Here is a 20,284-nt window from a genome sequence, read left to right as displayed (position 1 = left end):
TCAACATGGCGGAATTAATACGCCCAATGGTTATGCATTGAGACGACATTATTAGCCCGGTTATTTCCACGTTGAGGGAATTAACCCCCGTATTTTCCGATGGTGATTTTCGCCAGGCATCCCCACGCCTGAATAAATCGCCGGAGAATAATGGAAAAAAGTTAGCTTAAGGAAAGATGATGTTTAAACCCGCTTATAAAAAGAACGCCGTCACCCGCGCAATCACCACCGCCATGCCGCTGTTCCTGCTGGCCGGCCACGCGGCGCAGGCGCATCAGCACCCTACCGACGCACAGGTTAATGATGGCGACGTGATCACCGTCACCGCACCGCTCTACTCTCCGCTGACCATCGTGACATCACCGAAAACCCCGCGTCAGCCGGTGCCCGCCAGCGACGGTTCGGACTATCTGAAAACCATTCCCGGTTTTTCGCAGATCCGCAACGGCGGCACCAACGGCGATCCGGTATTTCGCGGCATGTTCGGTTCGCGGCTGAAAATTCTCACTGACGGTTCGGAGATGCTCGGCGCCTGCCCATCGAGAATGGATGCGCCCACCTCTTACATCTCGCCGGAAAGCTTCGATCTGCTGACCATCACCAAAGGGCCGCAGACGGTGCTGTGGGGGCCGGGTTCGTCGGCGGGCACGGTGCGTTTCGAACGTGAACGTCCGCGCTTCGACAAACCGGGCATCAAGGGCAACGCCAGCGTGCTGACCGGCTCCAATGGCCGCTGGGACGAGAATATCGACGCCAGCCTCGGCGCCGAACAAGGTTACCTGCGGGTGATGGCCAACAAGTCGCGCGCCAATGATTACCAGGACGGAACGAATACGCGCGTGCCGTCGCGCTGGGACAAATGGAACGGCGATCTGGCGCTCGGCTGGACGCCGGATGCCGACACGCTGCTGGAAGTGACGATGGGGCGCGGCAACGGCGAAGCGCGCTATGCCGGCCGCAGCATGGACGGTTCGCAGTTCAAACGCGAAAGCCTGGGCATGCGGGTGGAGAAATCCAACATCGGCGAGGTGCTGGATAAGTTGGAAGCGCAGGTCTACTACAACTACGCCAACCACGTGATGGACAACGTGACCCTGCGCTCGCCGGGCAGCGGCGGCATGGGCGGCCATGGTGGGCATGGCGGCATGAGCATGGGGGGCCACGGCGGGCACATGATGTCTTCCGGCATGACGATGCAGCTCGATCGCCGCACCGTCGGCGGCCGCGTGATGGGCACCTGGCAGTGGCAGGACGTGAAGCTTGAAAGCGGCCTGGACACGCAGACCAATACCCACCGCAGCATGAGCCGCGGTAGCTGGGAAAAAGACGCCCAGTTCAACAGCTACGGCGCCTTCGGTGAGCTGACGTGGTCCACCAGCGATCAGGATAAGCTGATCGGCGGCGCGCGTCTCGATCGCACCCTGGTGGAGAACTTCCGCAGCGGCCGCGATGTGGAACGTTCAGATACCCTGCCGAGCGGCTTTATGCGCCTGGAGCATACGCTGGCCGAGCTGCCGCTGATGCTGTATGCCGGCGTCGGCTATACCGAGCGCTTCCCGGATTACTGGGAGCTGTTCTCGCCGAAGCTGGGTCCGAACGGCAGCAAGGATCCGTTCTCCAGCGTCAAGAACGAGAAAACCACGCAGCTCGACATCGGCGCGCAGTACAACGGCAAGCGCTTCAACGGTTGGGTCTCCGCTTATGTGGGCCGCGTCGATGATTTCATCCTGTTCAAATACGATCCGCACAATGCGCGTCTCAGCCAGGCCGATAACGTCAACGCCAACATCATGGGCGGCGAAATGGGCATGGGTTATCAACTGAGCGAGCACTGGAAAACCGACGCCAGCCTGGCCTACTCCTGGGGGAAAAACACCAGCGACGGTCGCCCGCTGCCGCAGATCCCGCCGCTGGAAGCACGCTTGGGGCTGACCTATGAGTACGGCGACTGGAGCGGCACCGGCCTGTGGCGTCTGGTCAGCAGCCAGCACCGCGTGGCGATCAACGAAGGCAACGTGGTGGGCAAAGATTTTGCCGAAAGCGCCGGCTTCGGCGTGCTCTCCGCCAACGCCGCCTACAAGGTGAATAAAAACGTCAAGCTGAGCGCCGGTCTGGATAATATCCTGAACAAGACCTACAGCGAGCACCTCAACCTGGCGGGCAACAGCGCCTTCGGCTATTCGGCCAACAGCGCGGTGAATGAACCGGGCCGCACCCTGTGGGCCAAGGTTAACGTCACCTTCTAAGCCATCCATCGGGCGATGGGCAACCGTCGCCCGGTTACGCGATATGCGATCCGGTTCTTAGGATATGAGTTTTAAGTTTTTCCCATTCGGTTTAGCGGCGATTACTATCACTCTCAACGTAATCAACGATCCGGAGGGAATATGCAAAAGCTCACTCGTTTTCTGGCCCTGCTCGGCGAGCTGATGATTGAAAAAGCCGAAGATGTCGCGCCGCAGGCTGCTCAGCCTGACGATCGCGACGACGCGCTGCCACCGCGCCTCGAGCGTGGCGTTGCGCTGGCCGACCGCTTCCTGTTCATGTAATTCCCGCGCAGTTTAACCCACTCACACTGACCGCACGATATGTTCGCGCAGCCACCGGTGCGCGGGATCCCGATGCGATCGTTCGTGCCACAGCATGGTCATTTCAAAACCCGGCACCGCCAGCGGCGGCTCGAGTTGTTGCAATAAAGGCTGGTTGCGCACCAGCCGCTCCGGCAGCATCGCCACCAAATCGGACTGCGTCAGCACCGAGATAACGAAGAGAAAATGCGGCACGGAAAGCACCACGCGCCGCGTCAGTCCCAAGTCCGCCAGCGCCCGATCGGTGATGCCGTAGAACCCGCCGCCGTCCGGTGAGACCATCACCTGCTCCAATTGGCAAAATTGCGCCAGCGTCAGGTTTTCATGCAGCTTGGGATGGCCGACTCTGCCCACCAGCACATAGCGTTCACTGAACAGCGTGCGCTGACGCAGACCGGGCGGCGCCCCTTCGCGGGTGTGAAACGCCAGATCGATCTCCCCCTGTTCCGCCAGTTTGGCGATGCGTGACGGCGCGGTCTCCAGCACCGCCAGCCGGGTGCCGGGCGCCGCCGTACGTAAACCGTTCAGCGCCGGCAGGACGATGGTGGATTCGCCGTAGTCGAAGGCGGCCGCACGCCAGGTATCGGTCGCCACGGCGGGATCGAACGGCGTGGCCGGCGTCACCGCCAACTCAAGCGCCGCCAACGCCTGACGCAGCGGTTCCCGCAGCTGCTCCGCTCTGGCAGTCGGACGCATGCCGCGCGGGCCGGGCAACAGCAGCGGATCGTCAAAGATCGCCCGCAGTTTGGCGAGATGCACGCTGACCGCCGGCTGAGAGAAATTGAGCCGCTGCGCCGCGCGCGTGACGTTGTGCTCCGCCAGCAGCGCGTCGAGCGTCACCAGCAGGTTGAGATCCAGCCGCCTTAAATTATTCATGGTTATACCTGTGATAACGGTAATTCATTTCTAATATACCTTGTGACGCCCTAACCTGCAGCTCTCACCCCAAGGAGCGTTGTTATGAATGTGCTGATTGTTTACGCCCACCCGGAGCCACAGTCGCTGACCGGCTCACTGAAAAACTTCGCCGTTGAGCGTCTGACGCAGGCCGGCCATCAGGTACAGGTGTCCGACCTGTACGCCATGAAGTGGAAAGCGGCGATCGACGCCGACGACAGCCTGGAAGGCGCATCAGGGCCTCGTTTCGTTCCTTCGCTGGATTCCCAGCGCGCGTTCGCCAACGGCGTGCAGAGCGCCGACATCGAACGGGAACAGCAAAAGCTGCGCTGGGCGGACGCGGTGCTGCTGCAGTTTCCACTGTGGTGGTTCTCGATGCCGGCGATTCTGAAAGGCTGGTTCGATCGTGTCTATGCCTATGGTTTTGCCTATGGCGTCGGTGAACATTCCGATACGCATTGGGGCGACCGTTACGGCGAGGGTATGTTGGCGGGCAAACGGGCGATGCTGATCGTCAGCGCCGGCGGGTGGGAATCCCATTACGCCCCGCGCGGTATCAACGGGCCGATCGACGATATTCTGTTTCCTATCCAGCATGGCATGCTGCATTACCCGGGGTTCGAGGTGTTGCCGCCGTTCGTCACCTATCGCGCCGGAAAGACCGACGAGACGCGCTTCGCCACCCTGTGCGAGCAGCTCGGACAGCGGCTCGATAATCTGTGGCACACCGAGCCGATTCCGTTTCGGCGGCAGAACGCCGGTGACTACCTGATCCCGCAGCTGACGCTGAAAGCGCATCTCGCGCCAGGGCAAGACGGTTTTAGCATTCACCTGAAATAGCGCGAGCCGCTCCCCTTATCGCGGCGCTGACGCAGCGCCGCCCCCGAGGAGGAGTTTGGCGCCCAATCCCATCATGACCAAGCCCGTGAATCTCTGCTGCCACACCAACAACCGGGGATTGCGGGCGAGCCATTGTCCCACGGTGCCGGAGGCCATAGCGACAGAACCCAGCGAAAGGATCCCGGCCAGCTTCTGAATGGAACCTAAAACGAGCAATTGCAGCCAAACCGGCCCGGTTTCAGGGTTAACAAACTGCGGGAGGAAAGCAAACATGAACAGCAGCGACTTAGGGTTGGTCAGGCTGTTAATCGCTCCTTCTTTCACCGCCTGCCACTCGGTCATCATCCGGGGTTTTCGCACGGCATCGGAACGCTGCCGGCTTACCTTCAGCATTTTTATCCCCAGCCAGACCAGATAGGCGGCCCCAACCCAACGCAATACGTCCAACGCCAGCGGATAAGCATGCAGCAGCGTGGCGAGGCCGAGCACCAGCATGGAAACCTGCACCATACCGGCGACAAAAACCATGCCGAAAACATTGAGCAGCGCGATACGGCGGCCTTGGCCGATACCCCGGGCCAACGTGAGCATCATGTCCGGTCCAGGAGACAGTTCCAGAAGGGTAAGTGCAACAAGAAAAGCAATAAACGTTTCGGCTGAAGGCATGGGGTTATCACCGGCGAGTCAAAGGATACGGCAATCATATTCCTCCCCGGACATTCGCAACAGCACTATCAGGCGCATCCGGGGAGTCTCGTTAATTCAGGGCGGCGAGAAATGCCCGATAGCCCTGCGCGCTGCTGTCCAACTCGTGTTGCTGAACCTGCTCTGCCGTCCCGTCCGAAGCGGCTTCCTTGCCGTAAAAGGCAAAGAACGAAGCATAGTCGGCCCGCACATAATCGGCGGTCACTTCAAACGGCCGGAAGATCTCCTCCAGCGAGTAGCGATAACGCCCTTCACGCGCGTAATCTTCTGCGCGCACGCCCGCCGTGACCGCCAGCGCCAGTTTCTTGTTCTGCATCTTATAGCCACTGCGAGAACCGTAGGCCCAGCCGTAGGTGAGCACGTCGTCCAGCCATTTTTTCAGCAGCGGCGGGCTGCTGAACCAGTAAATCGGGAACTGCAGCACGATGTTGTCATGCGCTTCAATCAACTGCTGTTCTTTGGCGACGTCGATCTGCCAGTCCGGATAGGCCTGATGCAGTTCGTGCACGGTATACAGCGCCGGATAGCGCCGCAGTTCCTCCAGCCAACGTTTGTTGACCACCGAGTTCGCCATATCGGGATGTGTCACTACCACCAACGTTTTCATACTGATCTCTCCAGTCAGGTGTTTCGACGCATCTTAGGGTATGCTGACAGAATGTAAAATACGCACACTCACGACACATACTTACCCTGGAGAAAGTGTAAATGACCGCCGAATCCCACTGCAGCCCTACGGGCATCAGCCTTGAAGACACCGGTTATGGCTACACCCTGTCGGTGATCAACGGTAAATACAAAATGATTATTCTCTACTGGCTGGCGTTGTATAAGCCGGTATTGCGGTTCAACGAACTGCAGCGCTGCATCGGCACCATTTCGTATAAGACGCTGAGCTCGACGTTGAAAGAGCTGGAAAAAGACCGTCTGGTGGTGAGAAAGGAGTATCCGCAGATCCCGCCCAAGGTGGAGTACAGCCTGTCCGAGCGCGGGCGTTCGCTGATCCCGGTGATCGACATGATGTGCGACTGGGGGGAGCGGCACCGGCCGGAACAGCCGGCGCCGTGAGGGGTCAGTTGTCCGCCGCTGCTGAGGTTGCCGGAGCCGGCTCATCGTGCTCAACCAACGCGTCCGCCGGCCGGCACTGGCGCAGCGTGCGCACGCTGAAGGCCACCAGCACGCCGAGCACTGCGGCGAATGCGCCAAACGACAGCACGCTCATCAATGGGGTGAACACCCTGCCCAGTACGCCGAGCCCCAGCGCGCCGATCGAATCGCCGGTCACGTCCTGCGCGGTGCCGAGGCTATTCACCCGCCCCAGCAGATGATCCGGCGTATTGCTCTGGATCAGCATGAACTGCAAGAGCGAGGCGATGGCATTGGCGTAGCCGTAACACACCAGCGCCAGCAGCGCCGGCGCCAGATGGCTGAACAGCCCCAGTGACGCGATGGCGGTGAACGCGACGATAGCGGCGATCAGGATCAGCACCCCAGGGCGAGGGAAACGCCCCACCCAGCCGCTGGTCAGCGCACCCAGCATCGCACCGAGCGGCACTGCGGAGTACATCAGGCCGATAGAGGACGCGCCGACGTGGTAAGCGTCCTGCGCCAACGCCGGGAACAGCACCCTCACGGCGCCGACGATGCTCATCAACATCCCCAGCAACACCACCGAGCCGACCACCTTATTGCGCCAGACAAACTGGAAGCCGCTGGCGAGCGCGCGCAGCGGGTGTTCCGGCTCCTGCTGCTGCGGCAGCAGCGTCGGCAGGCGCACCAGCGGGACCAGGGTGCCCAGCGTCCCTGCCGCCGCGACGGCGAAGGCGAGACCGACGCCGCCGAACACGATGATGATCCCCCCCAGCGCCGGCGCCAGGATCGCGCCGATGCGCACCGTCACCATGCTCAAGGCCCCCGCCGCCGCCAGGTTTTCGCGCCCGACCAGCAGCGGGATCACCGCCATCAGCGCCGTCATGCCGAGCGCGCCGAAGAACCCGTCCCAGGCTGCCAGCAGATAGAGCGCCCACAGCGACGGGGCCGGCGCGAAGGCATTCAGACTCAGGGCGACAAAGCCCAGCCCGCAGGTGCCGCGCGCGAACAGGATCAGCTTGCGGCGATCGTAGCGATCGGCGAGCACCCCGCCCAACATCAGGCCGATAAACATGCCTACGCCGTCCAGCGCCACCGCCACGCCCACCTGCAACGTGGAGCCGGTCATCGCCTGGATCTGAATCGGCACCCCCACCGCCAGCATGCCGAGTGAAAACACCGACAGCATGCGGGCGCAGAAAATCGCACGAAAATGCGCATTGCTTCTCAGCAAACTGAAATCAAGAAAAAAAGAAGGTTTGGCCATAGTGTCCTGCATATCATGTTTTAGTACGGGCCGTGGCGCACACCCCGGCCCGGTTGCGTTATACCAACCCGTATTGCCGCGTCAGCAGCGAATGCAATAGCGGCCCTAGCGTCTCCAGCGAGGCCGGCGACAGAATGTCCGCGTGCTCGCAGCCTTGGTGATGACAGATCAGCCGATCCAGATACGGCGCCCACACGGCGTTGATGTCCATCAATGGCGGCAGCGTCCGGTCGGCGACAAACAGCGTCGCCGTGCCGTGGAAACGCTGACTGCGCGCCTGAGAAAGAAGGCGCACCGCGTCACGATAGTTGGCGACGATGCTGTCGAACATCGCCGCCTTCTCCGCCATCAGCGCCGGATCGCCATGATCTTCCGCCATAAACTCGGCCTGTTCCTGCGCCACCTCCTTCTGCGCCTCTTCCTCGGTGGGGCCGGTCCAGTCCTGGCCTTCCGGCGGATAGGTATCCAACATGCCGAGGAACGCCACCTCTTCACCCTGCTGCTGCAGACGCGCGGCCATCGAATGCGCCAGCGTGCCGCCGAGCGAATAGCCCAGCAGGTAGTAAGGCCCCTGCGGCTGCAGGCGGCGCAGAGTGGCGAGATGACGATCGACCATCTGCTCAATGTCCTCGCAGGTGGCGATGACGCCGTCCGGTCTTGGCGACTGCAGACCGATGATCGGGTAACTCCCCGGCAGATACCGGCTCAGCCCCGAGTACTGCCAGGCGAAACCGGAAGCCGGGTGCAGACAGAACAGCGCCGGGCCTTGGCCCGCCCGCAGCTGCAGGCACTCGCCGACGCCGCGGCTCTCGGCCGAGCCGGCGGCCTGCGCATCATCGAGCAGGTGCGCCATTTTCTCCAGACTGCGGGCGAACATGATCTGCCCGACGCTCAACGGCCGGGTGACGCGCCGACGCAGCTCCGCCGCCAGGCGCATCGCCAGCAGCGAGTGGCCGCCCAACGCGAAGAAGTCGTCGTCGGCATACACCGTCTCGCGCCCCAGCAGTTCGCTGAACAGCGCCGCCAGCAGGCGCTCGCTGTCGCTGTGCGGCACGCGGCCGCTCTGCGGGCTCAGCTGCGGCCGAGGCAACGCTTTGCGATCCAGCTTGCCGCTGGCGCTGAGCGGGAAGCTGTCGGTCATGACATAGCTGACCGGCATCATGTGCGCCGGCAAACGCGCCTCCAGCGCCTGATGCAGGACGGCGGTATCCAGCGTCACGCCCGGCTGGGCGATCAGCCAGGCGACCAACTGCCGCATATCGGCGCCGCCCAGCCCCGTCGCGCCCTCACCCAGTTCGATGGCGTGCACCGCCGCCTGCGCTACTCCCGGCTGCGCCAGCAGCGCCTGTTCGATTTCGCCCAGTTCGATGCGCTGGCCGCGGATCTTCAGCTGATCGTCGCTGCGCCCCAAATACTCGACGCTGCCGTCTTCCAGCCAGCGGGCGATATCGCCGGTGCGATACATGCGCGCCCCGTTGCCGGCGGGATCGGCGACAAACCGCTGCGCCGTCAATCCCGGCCGATGCAGATAGCCGTCGGCCAGCTGAATGCCGCGCAGGTAGAGATCGCCGGCGCAGCCGACGGGCACCGGCCGCAGCATGGCGTCGAGAATGCTCAGTTGGGTGTTCCAGACCGGTTTGCCGATCGGCACGCCGGCGCCGCTCACCGCCGCCAATGCCTCGCCGGACGCCGGTTGATAGGTGACATCAACCGCCGCCTCCGTCGGGCCATACAGGTTATGCAGCGGCGCGGCGACCAACGCCTGGTAGCGGGATGCCAGTTCACACGACAACGCCTCACCGCTGCAGAACACGCGTTTCAGGCTGGCGGCGGCGCGCTGCGGCGCACGTTCGTTCAGCGCCTCAACCCAGATAGCCAACATGGACGGAACGAAATGCAGCGTGGTTACGCCATAGTCGTCGATCAACGTCGTCAGCGCCTGCGGATCGCGGTGCGCCTCCGGCGGCGCCATCACCAGGCGCGCGCCGACCATCAGCGGCCAGAAGAACTCCCAGACGGAAACGTCGAAGCTGCACGGCGTTTTCTGCAATACCACGTCCTGCGCATCGAGCGAATACTCATGCTGCATCCAGAACAGACGGTTGACGATCGCCCGGTGGTTCACCACCACCCCTTTCGGCCGCCCGGTAGAGCCCGAGGTATACAGGACGTAGGCGGGATAATCGCCGTTCCCCGCCGGTGCGCGCTGCATCGGTTCGCGCCCGCTGTCGTCCAGCGCATCGAACCGCAACGTCGGCGCCAGCGCGGCAAAACGGGCATCCAAGGCGCTCTCGGTGATAATCAGCCGTGGCTTGGCGTCTGCCACCATGTAGGCCAGACGCTCATCCGGGTAACCGGTATCCAGCGGCAGCCAGGCGGCGCCGGTTTGCACAATCGCCGTCAGCGCCAGGCTGAGGCGCACGGAACGCGGCAACGCCACCGCGACGATATCGCCCGGCTGAATGCCCGCCGCCGTCAGCTGTTCGGCCAACAGCGCGGCCTGGCGCTGCATGTCACGGTAGCTGAGGGTGTGCCCGGCATCCTGCAACGCGATGCGTTCCGGCGTGCGCCGAGCTTGATCGGCGATCGCCTGATGCAAGGTGGTGTCCGCTACCGCCTGTGCGGTGCGGTTGACCGCCGCGATCAACGCCTGTTCCTGCGGGGTTTGCAATTGCCAGCGCGGCAACGGCAGATCCGGTTGCGCAATCCATTGTTGCAGCAGCGCCATCAGCCGCGCGGCGAAGCGTTCAGGCTGCGGCACCGAGTCACGGTACTCCATCAGCAGACGCAGACGCTCGCCCGGCAGCACCAGCAACGTCAGCGGATAGTGGGTATAGCCTTTGTTGCGGATGGCGTCGCAGCGCAGGGAACCTGTGCCGCCGAGCAAGGCATCGTTGTCCGGGTAGTTCTCTACCACCAACAGCGTATCGAACAGCGTGCCCGCGCCGGCCAGGTGCTGGATCTCACCCAATCCCAAATCGTCGTGCTCCAGCAGTTCAATCTGCCGGTGTTGCAGAGCGGTCAGCTGTTCCGTCAACGGCCGGCCGTTTTCCAGCCGTACGCGTACCGGCAGCGTGTTGCTGAACAGGCCAACGTGCTCTTCCACGCCGTCGATCTGGCCAAACCGCCCGGAAACCGGCGAGCCGAACACCACGTCCTGATGGCCGCAACAGCCGGCCAGCTGCAGCGCCCAGATGCCCTGCATCACGGTATTGAGCGTCAGCCCGCGTTCGCGGCACAGGGTCAGCAAACGCTGTTCCTCCGCCGGCGGCAGCGTCATTTCCCGCTCAAACACGCGGTCGTCCTGAGCCTCGCCAAACAGCAGCGTTGGCCGCACGTCCTGCAGCGTCTCGCGCCAGACGCGGCGCGAGGCGTCGGCATCCCGCGCGGCCAGGCGGCGCACGATATCGGCATAGTTCGAACGCAGCGGCGGCAACGCCGTTATCCCTTCACGCAATGCGATCATCAGATCGTTGAGCACCACCGGCGTCGACCAGCCATCGACGATCAGGTGGTGGGCATTGAGGAACAGCGTGCAGCGTTCGCTCTCGCCGTGTTTGACCCACAGCGCATGCAGCATCGCGCCCGGCTGGTTAAACAGATCGCGCTGCAGCTCTTTCTGCTCCAGCTCATTCAGCGCCTGCATTTCTTGTTCGGCGGACAGCGGCGGCAGCCTGAGGCTGTCCAGCGGCCAATGGCTTTCCTGCGGTATCAGCTGCAGCGGTTCGCCCTCGCGGTTGAACCGGGCGGCCAGCTGCGGATGGCGGCGGATCACCGCATCCAGCGCCTGCTGGAGCCGTGGCGCGTCCAGTTCGCCGCAGAGGCTCAGGCGCGTCAGCGAGTTATAACTGCCGCCCTGCTGCGCCGTCTGGGCATGGAACAGCAAGCCGTGCTGCAAGGGCAACAGCGGTAGCGCATCGGCCAACGGCCCATACTCCCGCTCCCAGGCGCGCAGCGTTTCATCGTCGACGTTCGGTTGGGCGATCTCGGCCGCCGTCAACGTTGCCGCTGCGCGTTCGGGATGCCGTTCAGCAAACTCGCACAGCGCACGCACGGCCTGCTCGATGCCCCTATGCAGCGCCTCGATGTCGCTCGCGCTGAAGATGGCCTCCAGCCAGCTCCAGTTGATCGCCAGACACGCGCCGTCGCGCCGCTCTACGACAAAGATGTTCACTTCCAGCCCGTAACACAGCGCCTGCTGCGTATCCTGCGCCACTGCGAAGGCGTCGCGGAAACGGGTCCGGCTGCGCTGCGGCGTCCAGTGTCCCTCATCCTGGCCGAAGCGCCCGAGGTAGTTGAACAAAATCTCCGGCGCATTGCGCTGCGCCAGCGCGGCCAGTTCGTCACGCTGCGGATGTAAATAGCGCAGTTGACCATAGCCGATGCCGCGATCGGCCACCGCGCGCGTCACCCGTTTCACCGCGCGCACGGCCTCGTGGTGTTCGGCGTCATGCAGTTCGATGCACAGCGGGTACTCCGCCGTCAGCCAGCCGACGGTGCGCGCCAGATCGAGGCTATCGTCCAGTTCGGCGCGGCCGTGCGACTCCAGCGAAAAGCGCAGCGAAGCGGCCTGGAAATGACGCCGGCAGGCCAGCGCCAGCGCGCACAGCATGATCTCTTCGACCTGAGCGCGGTATCCCTGCGGCAAGGCGCCCAGCAGCGCGGCGGTCAGCCGGCTGTCGAGCAGCGTGCGCCGTTCGCTCACCGAAGCGAGACGATCGGTCTGCGGATCCAGCGCGCGTCCCCCCAAGCGCGGCACGCCGTCCGCCAGCATCTGCCGCCAGAACGGCAGCTCGGTTTCCCGGCGTTCGGCGTCGGCCCGTAAACGCGCGGACCACTCATAGAGCGAGGTTTCCTCCGGCGGCAGCGCGATCGGCTGCCCCTGCATGGCGCTGTCGGCCGCTTGCCGCAGTTCGTCGAGCAGGATGCGCCAGGAAACGCCGTCAACCACCAGGTGGTGGATCGCCAGCACCAGCCCGAGGCTCTGCCCGTCACGCTGCAACAAGATGGCCTGCATCATGCTGCCCTCGGCCGGATTGAGGCGCGCCAGCGCGGCATCAAACGCCTGTTCCGCCGCGGTTTCCAGATCGCCGGATACGGGATGACGCTGCATCAATTCACCGGCGGCGGCGGTTTCAACCACCAACTGGCCGTCGCGGATCCGCGCGCCCAGCGCCGGGTGTGCCGTACGCAGCTGTTCCAACGCATAACGCAGCTGTGCCGGTTGCAATTCGGCAGGCACGCGCAGGAAAACGCCGTGCGCGAAGAGACGATGCATGTCGCCCGTCTCGGCAAACCAGTGCAGGATCGGCAGCCCGTCGATCGGGCCTTGCTGCACGCTGCGCGCGGCCTGAGATCCAACGGCCAGCGGCTGCATCGCCTGCGCCATGCGCGCGGGGGTGTGCAGCGCGAAGATCTCACGCGGCCGCAGCAGATACCCGTTGCGCCGCAGGGCGGTGCCCAGCCCCATCGCCGAGATGCTGTCGCCGCCGAGCGCGAAGAAATCGTCGTCGGCACCGACGCGCTCCATCCCCAACAGCTGCGCCATGGCGCGGCAAATCAGCCTTTCCTGCTCGGTGGCCGGCTCGCGCAGGCTTTGCGCCAGCGTCTCCTGCGGTTTGGGCAGCGCCTGACGGTCAATCTTGCCGTTAACGTTAAGCGGCAGCTCCGGCATCACCACCAGGATCGCCGGCACCATGTAATCCGGCAGACGCTGCGCCAACTGCGCCAGCAGCTCGCTCTGCAGCGCGGGTGAGGCGCGCCGCGCGTCATCCTGCACCGAGCAGTAACCGATCAGGCGATAGGTAGCGCCGATCGGCTCGGCGATCACCACCGCCCGCCCCACGTCCGGCAAGGCAGCCAGCGCGCTCTCCACTTCACCCAGCTCGACGCGGAAGCCGCGCACCTTGATTTGGTGATCGGTACGGCCAATGAACACCAGCTGGCCGTCCGCGCTCCAACGCATCAGATCGCCGCTGCGGTACATCACCTCGCCGTCGGCGAACGGATTGGCGACAAAGCGCGCCGCCGTCAGATCCGGGCGGCGCAGGTAACCGCGCGCGATGCCCTTGCCTGAAATGTACAGTTCCCCCGCCGCGCCGATCGGCACCGGCTGCAGGCGACTGTCGAGCAGCCAGACTTCGGTATTGGCCAGGGGGCGCCCGATCACCGGCTGGTCTGCGGCCGTGACCGGCGCGCCGAGGGTATCGACGGTGTATTCGGACGGGCCGTAATAGTTATGGATCTCGACTTCCGGATGCTGCCGCATCAGGTTCCACAGCGTCGGTGTCGCCGCCTCGCCGCCGATCATCACAAACGCCGGCAGCGGAAACTGTCCCTTCAGCAGGCCGCAATCCACCAACTGCGAGAGGAACGACGGCGTGATATCCAGCAGATCGATCGGGGTCTGTTGGGTCTGTTCGAGCAACGCCCAGGGGTCGCGGCGCAGCTCTTCATCGAAGATAACCAGTTCGCTGCCCATCATCATGCAGAACAGCGGCTCCCAGGAGGAGTCGAAAGAGAACGAAGCGGTATGCCCGGCGCGCAGACGCCGCCCGCGGCGAGCCTGGAATTTTTCAATCGCCGGGCCGAACAGCGAGGCCTGATGCGACAAGAACAGGTTCAGCAGCCCGCGGTGCGTGGACATCACGCCTTTGGGTTTGCCGGTCGAACCGGAGGTGTAAATCATGTAGGCCAGATGCGCCTCGTTCAGCGGCGCGCGCCGCTCTTCGTCCGATATCTGCGCGGCCTCGGCGGCCGCGCAGCGCGCCCGGCATTGCGCCTCATCGAGGCACATGATCTGCGGCAGATCCGGCATGTTGGCCCGCGTGTCGCTGTGGGTCAGCAGCATCACCGGCCGCGCGTCGTCGCACATCAGCGCCAGACGTTCACGCGGATAATCCAGATCGAGCGGCATATAGGCCGCGCCGCTGGCCAACACGCCAAACAGCGCGACCAGCGTGTCCACCGAGCGCGGAATGCCGATGGCGACCACGTCTTCGGCGCCGATGCCGCTTTCGATCAGCACGCGCCCCAGTTGCATCACCCGTTCACTGAGTTGACGGTAGCTGAGGCGCACATCGCCGCAGGTCACCGCCAACGCCTCGGGCTGTCGCTCAACCTGACGCTGGAAAGCGTCCATGATCGACACCATGCCCGCCGGCGGCGTCAGCTCAGCGCCGCGCCCCCAGGCCGCGAGTTGGCGCAGCTCCCCTTCGCTGACCAGCGCCAGTTGACCGTTCGGCTGATGCGGCCGCCGCGCCAGTTGCTGCAGCCAATGGCCAATGCGCTCCGCATGGCCTTGCAAGGTGCGCGGCGCGTATTTGGCCGGGTTGGCCACCAACGACAGCGTCAGCACGCCGCTTCGAAAACCGATCTCAAACTCGAGGTCGTCGACCGGCCCCATCGCCAGCGTATGGGTAACGGCCGCTTGACCGTCGAAGGACAAGGCGCTGTGGTAAACCTTGACGTTGACCACCGGGCCGTACAGCTCCTGATGGCCGCCGACCAGGCCGAGATCGCGTTTGACCTGCTCCGCCTCATAGCGTTGATGGCGCCGCACCTGTTTGATTTCCGCCGCGGTGGCCTGGCAGACGTCCGCCAGCGACATCTCCGGCGTCACGTTCAGCAGCAGCGGCAGCACGTTAACCACCGGGCCGATCGCCGCCAGCGCCTGCGAGCCCATGCGGCGCATGAAAGGAAAACCGATGGAGAGCCGGGTTTCGCCGCTCATGCGCGCCAGATACATCGCCAGCGCCGCCGTGACGATATCGGCCGGTTGCAACGACTGCAGCGCTGCATCGCGCAGCGCTTCGTCAAACAGCGACTCCGGCAGCACCAGCGCCTGTTTGAGCGGCCGAGCGCCCGGTTCGACCTCGCGGTTTTCCGTCGCCAATGACAGCGGCGACGGCAGATCGCGCAGATGCTGCCGCCAGAATTCGGCCGCCCGCTGGCGTGCGGGCGACGTTTGCCATTGCTGAAACTCTTCCACCACCTTGCCGAACGGGGTAAACGGCGAGGCCGCCGGCGACAGCCCGTGGCGCAGCGCGCGGTAGATATCGGCGATCCGGCGGGTGATGGCCTCGAAGCTGAAGCCGTCCAGGGTCAGATGATGAAAGCGCTGGTACCAGAACCAGCGATCGGCGCTGATGCGGATCACCGCATGGCGATAGAGCGGGCGCTCGCCGTCCGCGGGCAGATCCTGCGCCAGATCGTCGTGCATCAGCGCCAGCGCCGCCTGTTCGGCGTCTGGCCGCGCGCTGAAGTCAAACCACTCCGGCGCCAGCACCCGCGCGGGATCCGCGTTCAGCGGTAAACGTTGCACCGGCTGGCCGTCCTGCGCCTCAAAGAAGCGCGCCTGAACCGTATCCGCCTCCGCCAGCCCCTGGCGAATCGCGCGCTCCAGCGCCGAACGATCGATATCGCCGTGCAGTTCGGTGTAGTGCGCCACGGCAAAGCTGTTGCGCCGCAGCGCGATTTGGTCGGCAATCCAGATCCCCGGTTGCGCCGCAACCAGCGGATAATCCCGATACTCGACCTGAGTATCCGGCAAAGAAAGCGTTTCTGACATGGTGTCTGTCCTTTTCCTCAAACGGAATGTAGCGATGTGGCTGTGCGGCGATTAACGCGGCGCATCCGCCGCTTTCAACGACGCCGGCCGCATGTCCTGCCAGTGCGCTTCGATATAGTCGATACATTCACCGCGCGACGCCGGCCCCATCAACACGCGCCATCCCGGCGGCGTATCGGCAAACTGCGGCCACAGCGAGTACTGCTGTTGCGCGTTGACCAACACGGAGAAACGGAGACTTTCGTCATCGAACGGGTTTTGTTGTTCCTGAGTCATTTGCCTTACCTGTCTGTCAAAATGTGGAATTACTTCATTGCGGAAAGCAGCCGGCGCACGCCGTCCACCAGACCGCCGCGCCAGCAGAGCGCGTCATGTCCGCCGGAATACACGCGGTAGTCGGCACGATGCCCGGCCGCCGTCAGCGCCTGGTGCATCTGGCGATTGACGAATTCGATGTCCGCCTCCCGATCGCCGGCTTGCTGAATCACGGTGAGCGTCGGCGCGGTCGCGCCGCGCTGCCGAACCTGGCGTATCAACCAGCCTTCCTCCAACTCATGGCGTTTTTCGAACTGGGTAACGAATTGCACCGTGGGCCACCAGAAGGAGCCGGACTGGCTCAGCACATGGCCGAAGCGCTCGGGCCAGTGCAGGCCGGCGTATAACGCCGCCAGTCCGCCGTAGCTCTGGCCGGCGACCACGGTGCGCGCCCCCTCTTCGCTGAACGGTTCGCGCCGCTGCGCCTGCGGCAGCAGTTCGTCGATCACCGCCTGCCAAAAGGCGGCGTTGCAAGGCAGCTCGTTTTCCCGGTGTTCGCCATCGATCGCATCGATCAGCAGCCAGCACGCGGGCGGCAGATGCCCTTTTGCGGTCTCGTTCTCAATCACCGGCAGCAATGCGTGCCTTTCGATCCAGTTCTGGCCGTCGAGCAGCAGCACCAGCGGGCGGTTCGCGTTGTCCGCCGCCTCGCCGCCGGCATACAGCCATACGCGCCGCCGGGTGCCCAGCCGTTCGCTGTGCCAGTGAAAAAGCTGTAGCCGCGCTTCATCCAACGGCCGATCGGCGGCCTGCCAGGCGCTTTGGTCGTCCGCGTCCGGCCCCTGAGCCAGGGAAACGGCGCGCGGGCGATAAGCCGGCCCCAGCGAGGTGCGATTCAGCGGATCGGCGATCGCCAACGGGAACAGCGATACCCACCAGGCGCGCTGCTGGCGATCGCGCAACGTTTCGTCGTCGCTGAAGACGGGAGGAAGATCCCGCGCTGTAATCGGGATCAGGCTGTAACTGCCGCGCCAGCGGCGATCGACAACGGCCGCACCGTACCAAACGTCGGTGCCGGGGAGCCTTTTCAGGCTGCTGGGGGTCGTGCTGTGATGGTCGGTAATGCCGTTGATATCGGCATAGACGCGACATATCGGCGAGAGCCGCTCGTCGCCGGCAGGATCGCGCCATAGCCAGGTCATTCTGACGTGCTGTTCATCGTGCGCTTCGACGACAGGCGTGCCATGAGCGGCAACCTTCTGCCACCACGCGGATTGCCCTGCCGCCTCTTCACGCAGCCACTGCGCCGCCAATCCCTCACGACCGTTTTCTGGCCTCTTTTCCGGCAAAAACTCCATAGCGCCCCTTACATAACGTGCGTGACTTTTACAAAACCTGACAATCGTATTGATACTCATTATCATTTTCAATACTATTTGTCGGATTTTTGCCGTCGTGCAAACGCGACGTCTCCGCGTTGACGAGGGAAACCGTATTCATCGGCATTGCGGGGTTTATCAGGGTGGCATTACACACAAAAGTAGGCATGCAGGAGAGATAATGAATATTAGAAACAAAGGGATAGAAAACGATAGTGCAGAGGCGATGTCCGCCAACCGGCTGTTGCTGGGGGCGACGCTGGCGCTACTGCCCTTCGCGCAAAACGCTTTTGCCGCGGCGGACGAGACGATGGTGGTGACCGCCGACGCGCAGAGCAGCGTGACCGCGCCCGTCAAAGGGATCGTCGCCAAAGAGAGCGCCGCCGGCACCAAAACCGCCGCCCCGCTGAGCAAAACCCCGCAGTCCATCTCGGTGGTGACGCGCGAGCAAATGAACGACCAGGAACCGGCGTCGGTCGCCGACGCCTTGAACTACACCAGCGGGGTGATCACCACCTATCGCGGCAATTCCAACCGCAATGACGAAGTGATCAGCCGCGGCTTCCGCTACGCGCCCAAGCTGCTCGACGGCCTGCACTTTGGCCTCTCGAGCCAAAACGGCGGCGCCGGGCAGATCGATCCCTGGTTGCTGGAGCGCGTGGAAATGGTGCACGGCCCGGCCGGCGTGCTTTACGGCCAGGTCAGCCCCGGCGGCGTGGTGGTGATGACCAGCAAACGCCCTACCGCCCAGAGCATTCACGAAGTTAAATTCAGCACCGGTAACCGTCATCTTGCGGAAACGGCGTTCGACTTCGGCGGCAAACTCAACGACGACAACACCCTGTTCTATCGCCTGAACGGTATCGCCAGAACCGAACATGAGTTTGTCAAAGACAGCAAGCAGCAACGGGTGGCCATCGCCCCGGCCTTCACCTGGCTGCCGAACGAAGACACCAGTTTTACGCTGCTGACCAGCTACCAGAACGATCCGAAAGCCGGATCGCGCAACTTCCTGCCGCGCGCCGGCACGCTGTTCCCGACCAGCGCGGGCTATGTGCCCTATGACTTCAACATCAGCGAACCCAGCTTCAACAAGTCGCGGCGCGAGCAGGCGTCGATCGGCTACAGCCTCGAGCACAACTTCAGCGATGCGCTGTCGTTTACCCAGAACCTGCGTTTCACCCACCGTGATGAGGACTATAAATATCTGGTTTATAACGTAAACTCGAAGGTCAACGACCACACCGTCACCCGCATGGCGCAACATGAAACGCAGATGACCAACGAGTTTGGCGTGGATAACCAGCTGAAGGGCCTGTTCGACACCGGCGAGGTGAAGCACACGGTGCTGGGCGGATTGGATTACCGCTACAGCCATATCGATTCGAAGATGTATCGCGATCGCGGCAACGATTACCCGATCGACTGGGCCAACCCGGTTCGTCCCAGCATCGATGGCAGCACGCTGGCGCTGGCTTCCAGCGATTTGAAGACGCTGAATCAGGTCGGGGTGTATCTGCAGGACCAGCTGGCGTGGAATAACTGGAACCTGCTGCTGTCCGGCCGTCAGGACTGGTCGCAGGTCAACACCCGCGATCGCACCAGCGGCGGCAAAGAGCAGACCTACAACGATGCCCAGTTCACCGGCCGTGCGGGCCTGCTCTACGCCTTCGACAACGGCATTTCGCCGTACGTCAGCTACAGCACCTCGTTCGATCCTAACCTGTACCCGAGCGCGCCGGGCGCCGACCCGCTCAAGCCGACCACCGGCAAACAAACCGAGGTGGGCGTGAAGTACCAGATCCCGGGCGGCAACACCCTGCTGACCCTTTCCTGGTTCGACATCACCCAACGCAATGTGGCGTCTTACAACCGTCTCACCTCCGCCTACGAGCAGATCGGTGAGGTGAAATCCAAAGGGATTGAGGCGGAAGTGCACGCTCAGCCGACGCCGGAGATCAAGCTGATCGCCGCCTACACCTACACCGACGTGGTGACCAAAGACTCCAACTCGGCGGACGAAATCGGCCACAGCCCGGCGGGCATTCCGCGCCACGCGGCGTCCGCCTGGGGCAGCTACAGCTTCCTGAGCGGTGCGCTCAATGGCCTGACCGTCGGCAGCGGCGTGCGTTACATCGGCGATGCGCCGGCCGACGCCACCGGCCAGTACGACGTGCCGCACTACACGCTGTACGACGCCATGGTGAAATATGATCTCGGCCAGGCCTCGCCGGCGCTGCGCGGTGCGGCGCTGCAGCTCAACGTGCAGAACCTGACGGACAAGAAATACGTTTCATCCTGCAGCGGCGAGTACGCCTGCTTCTACGGCAGCGGCCGCAGCGTCATCGCTTCGGTGAACTACCGCTGGTAACGAAAAGGGGCGGCCAGCGCCGTAATGCTTGTCAGTTAGCTTTTTTCTGAAGGTATTGGTGACGTATTTCGGTCGATAAATGTGAGATGCACCATGAAACTCATGCGCCTCGACCGAGCAAGGGACCGTAGGCGCGGTCCCTTGCAACCCGCGCCTTTGCCCTATCAGACGGTTGGCTTTGCCAACTGCCCTCTCTCCGCCATACCGCATTGAGGCCGGCTGCGACAGGCGTCCCTGCCTGTCTCACCTGAAACCGCCGTCCATGGCGGTTTCTCCTAATGCGCTATGCCTACGTTCGGCGTCTTCAAGGGCGCCCAACACCGC

At 63.5% G+C, this 20,284-nt stretch carries 12 protein-coding genes; 5 read left to right on the top strand and 7 right to left on the bottom strand.

What is annotated here, in order from left to right; translation table 11 throughout:
* Positions 1-179 precede the first annotated feature (179 nt).
* On the top strand, positions 180-2,246 hold the full coding sequence (locus ACUTQY_RS15715; RefSeq protein WP_046687060.1) for a TonB-dependent copper receptor: 2,067 nt from the start codon (positions 180-182) through the stop codon (positions 2,244-2,246).
* 141 nt (positions 2,247-2,387) lie between these two features.
* Complete coding sequence (locus tag ACUTQY_RS15710) at positions 2,388-2,549, top strand: hypothetical protein (protein ID WP_162882344.1); 162 nt, start codon at positions 2,388-2,390, stop codon at positions 2,547-2,549.
* Positions 2,550-2,570: 21 nt separating this feature from the next.
* Here ACUTQY_RS15710 and ACUTQY_RS15705 read toward each other — a convergent pair whose 3' ends face one another.
* Positions 2,571-3,464 carry a LysR family transcriptional regulator gene (locus tag ACUTQY_RS15705; RefSeq protein WP_096242258.1) on the bottom strand — a complete coding sequence of 298 codons (894 nt, stop codon included), beginning with the start codon at positions 3,462-3,464 and terminating at the stop codon, positions 2,571-2,573.
* A gap of 84 nt (positions 3,465-3,548) precedes the next feature.
* On the opposite strand from ACUTQY_RS15705, the gene ACUTQY_RS15700 reads away from it, so the two are divergent.
* Positions 3,549-4,325, top strand: a complete 777-nt coding sequence (locus ACUTQY_RS15700) for an NAD(P)H-dependent oxidoreductase (RefSeq protein WP_046687062.1) — start codon at positions 3,549-3,551, stop codon at positions 4,323-4,325.
* 15 nt (positions 4,326-4,340) lie between these two features.
* Here ACUTQY_RS15700 and ACUTQY_RS15695 read toward each other — a convergent pair whose 3' ends face one another.
* Positions 4,341-4,991 (bottom strand): LysE family translocator, encoded by a 651-nt coding sequence (locus ACUTQY_RS15695; RefSeq protein WP_072022528.1) that lies wholly within the window; start codon positions 4,989-4,991, stop codon positions 4,341-4,343.
* A 91-nt stretch (positions 4,992-5,082) separates the two neighbouring features.
* On the bottom strand, positions 5,083-5,637 hold the full coding sequence (locus ACUTQY_RS15690) for an NAD(P)H-dependent oxidoreductase (RefSeq protein WP_033643110.1): 555 nt from the start codon (positions 5,635-5,637) through the stop codon (positions 5,083-5,085).
* A 101-nt stretch (positions 5,638-5,738) separates the two neighbouring features.
* Between ACUTQY_RS15690 and ACUTQY_RS15685 the strand changes: the two genes are divergently transcribed.
* Positions 5,739-6,098, top strand: a complete 360-nt coding sequence (locus ACUTQY_RS15685; protein ID WP_033643111.1) for a winged helix-turn-helix transcriptional regulator — start codon at positions 5,739-5,741, stop codon at positions 6,096-6,098.
* A gap of 4 nt (positions 6,099-6,102) precedes the next feature.
* Here ACUTQY_RS15685 and entS read toward each other — a convergent pair whose 3' ends face one another.
* Genes entS through fes form a run of 4 tightly spaced genes read right to left on the bottom strand, consistent with a single transcriptional unit; the run spans position 6,103 to position 17,568 of the window.
* Positions 6,103-7,386, bottom strand: coding sequence for an enterobactin transporter EntS (gene entS, locus ACUTQY_RS15680; protein WP_046687064.1), 1,284 nt, complete (start codon positions 7,384-7,386; stop codon positions 6,103-6,105).
* Between the two features lie 58 nt (positions 7,387-7,444).
* Positions 7,445-15,955: an amino acid adenylation domain-containing protein gene (locus ACUTQY_RS15675; RefSeq protein WP_342188183.1), complete on the bottom strand. Its 8,511-nt coding sequence runs from the start codon at positions 15,953-15,955 to the stop codon at positions 7,445-7,447.
* 51 nt (positions 15,956-16,006) lie between these two features.
* Complete coding sequence (locus ACUTQY_RS15670) at positions 16,007-16,231, bottom strand: MbtH family protein (protein WP_033643114.1); 225 nt, start codon at positions 16,229-16,231, stop codon at positions 16,007-16,009.
* A gap of 29 nt (positions 16,232-16,260) precedes the next feature.
* A complete protein-coding gene (gene fes, locus ACUTQY_RS15665; RefSeq protein ID WP_230079597.1) occupies positions 16,261-17,568 on the bottom strand; it encodes an enterochelin esterase in 1,308 nt (435 codons plus the stop codon).
* Between the two features lie 202 nt (positions 17,569-17,770).
* Here fes and ACUTQY_RS15660 point away from each other — a divergent pair, with 202 nt between their 5' ends.
* Positions 17,771-19,960: a TonB-dependent siderophore receptor gene (locus ACUTQY_RS15660; protein WP_042784526.1), complete on the top strand. Its 2,190-nt coding sequence runs from the start codon at positions 17,771-17,773 to the stop codon at positions 19,958-19,960.
* The last annotated feature ends 324 nt before the right edge of the window (positions 19,961-20,284 follow it).

This window comes from Serratia sp. TSA_130.1 (assembly GCF_052691795.1).
The sequence above is the reverse complement of the archived record's forward strand: the minus strand, read 5'-3'. Positions and strand labels throughout refer to the sequence as shown.

What these genes read in the sequence shown, in the direction of transcription:
- ACUTQY_RS15715 (WP_046687060.1), top strand. Translation starts at nt 180, where the DNA reads ATGTTTAAACCCGCTTATAAAAAGAACGCCGTCACCCGCGCAATCACC.
- ACUTQY_RS15710 (WP_162882344.1), top strand. Translation starts at nt 2,388, where the DNA reads ATGCAAAAGCTCACTCGTTTTCTGGCCCTGCTCGGCGAGCTGATGATT.
- ACUTQY_RS15705 (WP_096242258.1), bottom strand. Translation starts at nt 3,464, where the DNA reads ATGAATAATTTAAGGCGGCTGGATCTCAACCTGCTGGTGACGCTCGAC.
- ACUTQY_RS15700 (WP_046687062.1), top strand. Translation starts at nt 3,549, where the DNA reads ATGAATGTGCTGATTGTTTACGCCCACCCGGAGCCACAGTCGCTGACC.
- ACUTQY_RS15695 (WP_072022528.1), bottom strand. Translation starts at nt 4,991, where the DNA reads ATGCCTTCAGCCGAAACGTTTATTGCTTTTCTTGTTGCACTTACCCTT.
- ACUTQY_RS15690 (WP_033643110.1), bottom strand. Translation starts at nt 5,637, where the DNA reads ATGAAAACGTTGGTGGTAGTGACACATCCCGATATGGCGAACTCGGTG.
- ACUTQY_RS15685 (WP_033643111.1), top strand. Translation starts at nt 5,739, where the DNA reads ATGACCGCCGAATCCCACTGCAGCCCTACGGGCATCAGCCTTGAAGAC.
- entS (WP_046687064.1), bottom strand. Translation starts at nt 7,386, where the DNA reads ATGGCCAAACCTTCTTTTTTTCTTGATTTCAGTTTGCTGAGAAGCAAT.
- ACUTQY_RS15675 (WP_342188183.1), bottom strand. Translation starts at nt 15,955, where the DNA reads ATGTCAGAAACGCTTTCTTTGCCGGATACTCAGGTCGAGTATCGGGAT.
- ACUTQY_RS15670 (WP_033643114.1), bottom strand. Translation starts at nt 16,231, where the DNA reads ATGACTCAGGAACAACAAAACCCGTTCGATGACGAAAGTCTCCGTTTC.
- fes (WP_230079597.1), bottom strand. Translation starts at nt 17,568, where the DNA reads ATGGAGTTTTTGCCGGAAAAGAGGCCAGAAAACGGTCGTGAGGGATTG.
- ACUTQY_RS15660 (WP_042784526.1), top strand. Translation starts at nt 17,771, where the DNA reads ATGAATATTAGAAACAAAGGGATAGAAAACGATAGTGCAGAGGCGATG.